Annotated in this window: 7 protein-coding genes; 2 read left to right on the forward strand and 5 right to left on the reverse strand. The window is 58.7% G+C overall.

Annotation, left to right across the window (positions count from 1 at the left end; genetic code table 11):
* Positions 1 to 124 precede the first annotated feature (124 nt).
* Positions 125 to 1,471, reverse strand: a complete 1,347-nt coding sequence (locus BDE01S_RS07005; protein ID WP_066079306.1) for a DUF2868 domain-containing protein — start codon at positions 1,469 to 1,471, stop codon at positions 125 to 127.
* Between the two features lie 162 nt (positions 1,472 to 1,633).
* On the opposite strand from BDE01S_RS07005, the gene BDE01S_RS07010 reads away from it, so the two are divergent.
* Both BDE01S_RS07010 and BDE01S_RS07015 read left to right on the forward strand, forming a co-directional pair.
* The gene (locus tag BDE01S_RS07010) at positions 1,634 to 2,290 is read left to right on the forward strand and encodes a 4'-phosphopantetheinyl transferase family protein (RefSeq protein ID WP_066079309.1); all 657 of its coding nucleotides are present in this window, start codon (positions 1,634 to 1,636) and stop codon (positions 2,288 to 2,290) included.
* Positions 2,291 to 2,562: 272 nt separating this feature from the next.
* The gene (locus BDE01S_RS07015) at positions 2,563 to 4,617 is read left to right on the forward strand and encodes a TonB-dependent siderophore receptor (protein ID WP_066079312.1); all 2,055 of its coding nucleotides are present in this window, start codon (positions 2,563 to 2,565) and stop codon (positions 4,615 to 4,617) included.
* Positions 4,618 to 4,775: 158 nt separating this feature from the next.
* Here the strand turns inward: BDE01S_RS07015 and folK are convergent, their stop codons facing one another.
* From folK to hfq, 4 genes are all read right to left on the reverse strand, one after another.
* Positions 4,776 to 5,270 (reverse strand): 2-amino-4-hydroxy-6-hydroxymethyldihydropteridine diphosphokinase, encoded by a 495-nt coding sequence (gene folK / locus BDE01S_RS07020; RefSeq protein ID WP_066079313.1) that lies wholly within the window; start codon positions 5,268 to 5,270, stop codon positions 4,776 to 4,778.
* Between the two features lie 27 nt (positions 5,271 to 5,297).
* Entirely contained in the window at positions 5,298 to 5,669 is a 372-nt protein-coding gene (locus BDE01S_RS07025) for a SirB2 family protein (RefSeq protein ID WP_066079316.1), read from the reverse strand.
* 50 nt (positions 5,670 to 5,719) lie between these two features.
* On the reverse strand, positions 5,720 to 6,298 hold the full coding sequence (gene mnmM / locus BDE01S_RS07030; protein ID WP_066079321.1) for a tRNA 5-(aminomethyl)-2-thiouridylate-methyltransferase MnmM: 579 nt from the start codon (positions 6,296 to 6,298) through the stop codon (positions 5,720 to 5,722).
* A gap of 71 nt (positions 6,299 to 6,369) precedes the next feature.
* Positions 6,370 to 6,660, reverse strand: coding sequence for an RNA chaperone Hfq (hfq, locus tag BDE01S_RS07035; RefSeq protein ID WP_066079319.1), 291 nt, complete (start codon positions 6,658 to 6,660; stop codon positions 6,370 to 6,372).
* Between the last annotated feature and the right edge of the window lie 175 nt (positions 6,661 to 6,835).

Genomic DNA, 6,835 nt, shown 5'->3' on the forward strand with positions numbered 1-6,835 from the left:
TCTGTACTGCCTGCGGCTTCGCTGCCTTGTCCCATTCTGTGTTATTCGACCATATTTACTCAGACACAATCCGGCTGCGGTACGCCTACAGGCCGTCTGAAAAATGCCTGAAACCCGGCCGTTTTCAGACGGCCTGTTGCTGCCGCTGACGCTCTGCCTGCTGCCATTGCGGCGGGTTCAACCAAGCAATCCCGCGCTCGGCCAACGCCGCCTGCCATTGTGCCAGCCGCTCCGTAAGGCTGTCTGCGTCGCTCTCGGCCAATAGCTGCACCACCGCCCCGCCCTGCGCCGCTTCGGCCAAACGCACCAGTTGGCGCAAAATGCCGCGGTCGGGCACTTGGGCAGCGCGTACGCCGATCAGCAGCTGCATCGGCTGCGTCTGCATCCGCTCCAGCCATGCGGCGGCATCATCGCGGTCGGCCAGCACGCCGCCGTCAGCCCAGTCCTGCCCCAAAGCGTGTCGGAACCAATCGGCATCCGCCCACGGCGCATCCAGCGTGACCGCCCATTTCGGGGCATCGCTGATGTGGATTTTCGGGGCAACGGCTTCCACGCGCTCTTGCTGCGTGTCCGCGTCCACCACTCTGACCTGCCAGCGGCGGATGATATTCTGATAATACGGTTTCTCCAAAGGCAGGCGGCTCTGCCCCGCCCTCAGTAGGATTTTGCACACCAACCAGGCGAGCAGGCGCGGGAAAATGCCGTAAACCAGCATACTGCCGACCAGCAGCCCCGACCAGGCCGCGGCATCGGCAATGTGATTATTCAGACGGCCCTGCAATACCGCCGCCGCATCGGGCACGGCAAAGCCCAGCTTCGCAGGCAGCCACGACAGCCATGCCACCGCCTGCACTGAAGCGGCATTGCTCAGCAGCGTACTCTCCCAGCCGAAGGTATATTGCCGCACCAGCAGCAACAATAATACCGACACCAGCATACCCGAAAGCGTGGCCAGCCATAAGCTGTGCGATGTTGCACCCAGCAGCCAACGTGCCGCCGGTTTGCGCCATTCATCGGCATACAGCCGCAGCAGCGCCTGATTAACCGGGTCACGCCCGCGCAGCCACAAAGCCGGACTGAACGCCATACGCCCGGGCTTAAGGCGCAAACCGACCGACAGCAGCCATATCAGCAGCATCAGCGTATTCATGCCCAATACGCCCGACAAAATCAGGAAAAAATTCAAGCCTTGGCTGTCCATCAGCAGATAAGTGCCGGAAAAGCCGCCCGCAAACATCATCGAAGCCACCACCACCCACAGCCAAAACGAAGCCGCGCGCACCTGAGCGAGGCTGCCCGCCAGCATACGGTTGCGGTCCACCATCTCGGCGCGGCGGATGATTTTCTGCTCAAATCCGCCCTCTACGGCACGCATCGCTTCCGTCACCTGCTCCGGGTCGGCGGGAAACACATGGCCGTCTTCCTCCAAAATGCGGACAAGTTCCGCCAATTTACGCTGCTGGTTCAACATGATTCACTGATATGCCGTCTGAAAAAGATGGCCGATTTTAACACAAGCCGACCCGGCAGGCTGCCGCCGCGTGGCAGGCGCAAAGCAGTTTACGCTTCGTGCATTTCCGCGCAAAATAGCGGCAAACATTCTCAAAACCATTACATCTCCTGCCAAACGCCGATGACACACCCCGCCCCGCTGCTGACCTGCCTGCTGGCCGACCCGTCTGCCGCCGAACACTACCGCCCCGAGCGGCTCGATGCCGCCGACCGCCGACGCGCCGCCGCGACACCTGCCATTACCAAACGCATCGACTGGCAAAGCAGCCGCTATCTGAAGCAGCAGGCCGACGCGTCCGTAGTGTCGCTTTCCCACAGCCGCGGATACGCCGCCGTATTGACCGCCCATACCGCCCTGCGCGCTGGGGTGGACATCGAAGCCGTGCGCCCCAGAGATTTTGCCGCGCTCGCCGCTTGGGTCTGTTCGCCGCAAGAGCAGGCGTTTTTGCAGCAAAGCCCCCAAAGAGACACCGATTTCTACCGCCTGTGGTGCATTAAAGAAGCCTTGCTGAAAGCATCGGGCGGCCAATTTCCCGCCGATATGGCGCAGGCGGGCTATCTCTTCAACGCACACGCCCACCCCTGCGGCCTGCATACCAAGGGGCAGATATGGCAAGGCATCAGCGCCCGCTTGGGCGAAACACATATGGTCGCCTGCGTCTGGCAAGGGCACGCGCCGCCCCCCGAATGGCGGTTTTACGGCGCACTTACTCCGGCTTCTCTGCGCGATATAACATACTGGCCGCCATGCGAAGCGGTTTCCCCAAATTGCCGCTAAAGCCGTCTGAAAAACCGCACAATCACAGGCAAAATACCCGTATCCCCCACAAGCCGCCGGCAGAGCGGCTTTCTCCGCCCTGAGACACATCAAAAAGCCGTCTGAAAACCCGCCGCCCCTACTTAACACTCTTCTCCAAAATACAACACAATCAAACATTTTTAAAAATCATTCTTATTTATATTGACACAAAATTTACAATACACTAACATCGCATTTCATTGAATGATACCGATTACCAATAACTTGATTGTCAGATAAGTGGAGATGAAATGAAAAAGACCATACTCGCGGCATTAATCGGCAATGCCTTCGTATTACCCGCCTGGGCCAATGATGTCGAGCAAAACATCAACCTGAACGAAGTTCAAGTAAATGCCGACCGCCAAGGCGCGAAAATCCAGACCAACATCGTCACCCTGCGTGAAAAAGACGAAAGCACTGCCACCGACCTGCGCGGCCTGCTGGCTGAAGAGCCCGCCATCGACATCGGCGGCGGCAACGGCACTTCGCAATTCCTCACCATCCGCGGTATGGGTCAAAACTCCGTCGACATCAAAGTGGACAACGCCTACTCCGACAGCCAAATCCTCTACCACCAAGGCCGCTTTATCGTCGATCCCTCCATGCTGAAAACCATCTCCGTGCAGAAAGGCGCAGGCTCGGCCAGCGCAGGCATCGGCCAAACCAACGGCGCGGTGATTGCCAAAACCGTTGACGCCCTCGACCTGCTCAAAGGCAGCGACAAAGACTGGGGCGTCAAACTCAACGCAGGCTACGCCAGCAATGACGGCCGCAGCTACGGCGCCACCGTATTCGGCCGCGCAGGCGAATACGCCGACGCCATGTTCTCCTTCAACCGCAACGACGAAAGCGACTACGAGCCGGGCAAAGGCTACACCAACGCCAACGGCGGCAAAACCATGCCTTACAGCGCACTGGACAAGCGTGATTATCTGGCCAAAATCGGCACCACCATCGGCGACCACCGTATCGTCTTAAGCCGCATGCAAAACCAACACCGAGGTACACGCCTGGTACGCGAAGAATTCGCCATCGCCGCGCCCCGCTTGAGCCTGCAGCGCCAAGCCCCCGCCTACCGCGAAACCACGCTGACCAACAACAACATTGAGTGGACAGCCAACAACCTCGGCTTTATCGACAAGCTCGAAGCCAACGCCTACCTGATGGAAAACAAACGCTACTCCGCCGACGACAGCGGCTGCGGCTACTGCGGCAGCATCCCCGGCCCGACCAAAACCACCATCACCACCAAAGGCGCCAACCTGAACTTAGACAGCCGCATCAACGACACCCTGTTGAAATACGGTGTCAACTACCGCCATCAGGAAATCAAGCCGCACGCCTTCCTCAGCCGCACCCACTCACTGGTTAACCCGACCAAAGCCGACAGCGGCGTCTATGTCGAAGCCATCCACGACATCGGCGACTTCACCCTCACCGGCGGCCTGCGCTACGACCACTTCAACATCAAATCGCACGACGGCAAATCCGCCTCCGGCAGCAAAGTCAACCCGAGCGTCGGCATCATCTACCAACCGACCCAAGCCCTGAGCTTCAGCGCCGTCCACAACTACGCCAGCCGCAGCCCGCGCCTGTATGACGCCCTGATGAACCACGGCCGCCGCGGCATCGTCTCCATTGCAGACGGCATCAAAGCCGAGCGCGCCCGCAACACCGAAATCGGCTTCAACTACGACAACGGCACATTCGCCGCCGACGGCAGCTACTTCTGGCAGAAAATCAGCGACGCCATCGCCAACCCGCAGCAGCGTCACGATGAAAACGGCAACCCCATCGAAGGCATCCGCGAAGCAGCCAATGCCGGCTACATCAAAAACAAAGGCTACGAGCTGAACGCCTCCTACCGCAACAACGGCTTCCGCGCCCGCATCGGCGTTGCCCACAGCAAACCGCGCATCTACGATACGCACCCCGACAACCTGCTGAGCGACAACCCCGAATTTGCCGTACAAGTCGGCCGCACCTGGACTGCCGAACTGGCCTACCGCTTCAACAAACCCAACCTGGAGCTCGGCTGGCGCAACCGCACGCTTGAAAAAGCCAAAGGCTCGGTATTGGTACGCAACAACAACGGCGGCGTCGATGAAGTACAACGTGCCAGCTTCAACGTCAACGACTTCTTCGCCAACTGGAAACCGACGGGCAAAGACAACCTGAACGTCAACTTCTCCGTCAACAACATCTTCAACAAGTTCTACTATCCGCACAGCCAACGCGCTGCCGTGACCACCCCGCCGGGCGTCGGCCGCGACTTCCGCCTGGCCGTCAACTACAAGTTCTAAGCCTAAGCAGCCCCACCGCTTCCGCCTTGTGCCGGAAGCGGTTTTTTTATCGGCTCTGCTGGACGGATATAGTGACATTTAAAAAACGAAACATTAAAAAAGCCGTCTGAAAAACAGCCAATGCGTTTTTCAGACGGCTTTTTCTTACTCGCAGCCAATCAAGCCGGAGCCAATAAGCGGATGCCATCGGCAGGCAAAGCAGCGGCCAGCTCGGCGGCGCGGCCGTGGCTGCCCAATATGAAATCGGGCAGGATTTCAGCCAGCGGCTGCATCACAAAGCTGCGCTCGTGCGCGCGCGGGTGTGGCAGGGTCAGGTGCGGATCGCTGCTGGTTTCGCCGTTGTAGTCGATAATATCCAAATCCAGCGTGCGCGGGGCGTTTCGGAACGTGCGTTCTCGGCCGAACTCGGCTTCTATGCGGTTCAATTCGGCCAGCAGATCTTGACCGGCCAGCGGCGTGCGCACGCAGCAGACGGCGTTGACGAAATCGGGCTGGTCGTCATAGCCCACGGGCGCGCTCAGATACAGCGATGAAGTTTGCAGCAGTTCAATCTGCGGATGCGCGGACAACTCAGCCAGCGCGCGGCGGACTTGCTCTGCGGGCTGCTGCAGATTGCTGCCCAATGCAATCAGGGCGTAGCGGTATTGGGTCATTTTCAGACGGCCTTTATATCTCTCGACTTAAAAATAAGGTTTAAAACGCGCCATATAGATAATCACGGCCACGCAAACCATCGCTAAAACGTATGCGCCGTAAAATCTGCCGCTGCGCGCTCGGGCGCGCATCATGGTCATGCCCAGGCCGATATACACCAGCAGCAGCACGATTTTCACCGCCAGCCAGGGCGAGTTGAACGGGGTCAGATGCGTGAGCTTCATCAGCCACAAAGCGGTAAACAGCAGCATGGTGTCGTTCAGATGCGGCAGCGCTTTCCAAATGCCGGCCAGCTGCTTATCCGGGCGGGCGCGCAGCAGGAAGAAGCGGATGTTGAAAAGCAAAATGGTCACGGCGACAAAAAAGATATGGCTGTGTTTGACAATCAGATATTGCATGGTCGGTGGTCTTTATCAGTATTCGGACAGCCTTATTTTACCCTAAACATTCATTTTTGACGTAACTTTTCAACCGCCAGCAGATAAGGCGGGCGGTTTTGGCGGTTGGCAAAACGGTATTGCAGCACCGCATATGCCCGCTGCGGCAAATCCTGCACCCACTGCATCACCGCCTGCGCTTCGTCCTGCCCCGCTTCGTGCCCCGGGTAGAGCACGGCCAGCAGCAGCCCTTGCGGCTCCAGCAGATGCAGCGCGGCCGCCAGCGCCTGTATGCTGGTTTCGGCTTGGGTGGTGCGGCTTTTGTCGCCGCCGGGCAGCCAGCCGAAGTTGAACACCGCCGCCGCCAGCGGCTCATCGACATAACGTGCCAGATGCTCATGCCCGTCGCACACCAGCGACACACGCTCCGACACGCCGCCCTCTTGCAGGCGGCGTTCGGTTTGCGCCAAAGCCTGTGGCTGCACGTCAAACGCCCACACCCGCCCGCTGCTGCCGACGCTTTGCGCCAGCACCAGGGTATCGTGGCCGTTGCCCGCCGTGCCGTCGAGCGCGCGGCAGCCTTCCGACAGGCGCAGACGCAGCAGTTGGTGGGCAAAAGGGATAATATTGTGCAGATATTGCGCTTGCATGGCCGTCTGAAAATCATCCATAAAAAATACCTTACCGGACAGCCGGTAAGGTACGGGAAGATGCTGCCGGATTATTCCGCAGCCTGATTGGTTTCCACCTGCACCAAAGCCGGCTGCGCGGCGGCAGGGGCTTTGTTTTCATGCTGCAGGCTCACGGCGCGTGCCGGAACGATGGTAGAAATGGCGTGTTTGTAAACCATTTGGGTAACCGATGTATTGCGCAGCAGCACTACATACTGGTCAAACGACTCGACTTGGCCTTGCAACTTGATGCCGTTTACCAGGTAGATGGACACCGGGACGTGTTCTTTACGCAGGGCATTCAAAAAAGGATCTTGTAACATTTGTCCTTTAGCTGTCATATTCGTGAACTCCGTTATTATGATTGTCGAAAAGCCCGCACAGCCTGAGCTGACGGATTCGGGCTTGGTTGCTTGGGCATTGTAGCCCCGAATGGCGGGATTAGACAACCGTTTTTATCACCGCGCGGCCACTTTTATCGCGAAACGGGGCGAAATCGCGGGCGGCGGCGGGAAA

Source organism: Bergeriella denitrificans NBRC 102155 (assembly GCF_001592185.1).
Lineage (GTDB): Bacteria > Pseudomonadota > Gammaproteobacteria > Burkholderiales > Neisseriaceae > Neisseria > Neisseria denitrificans.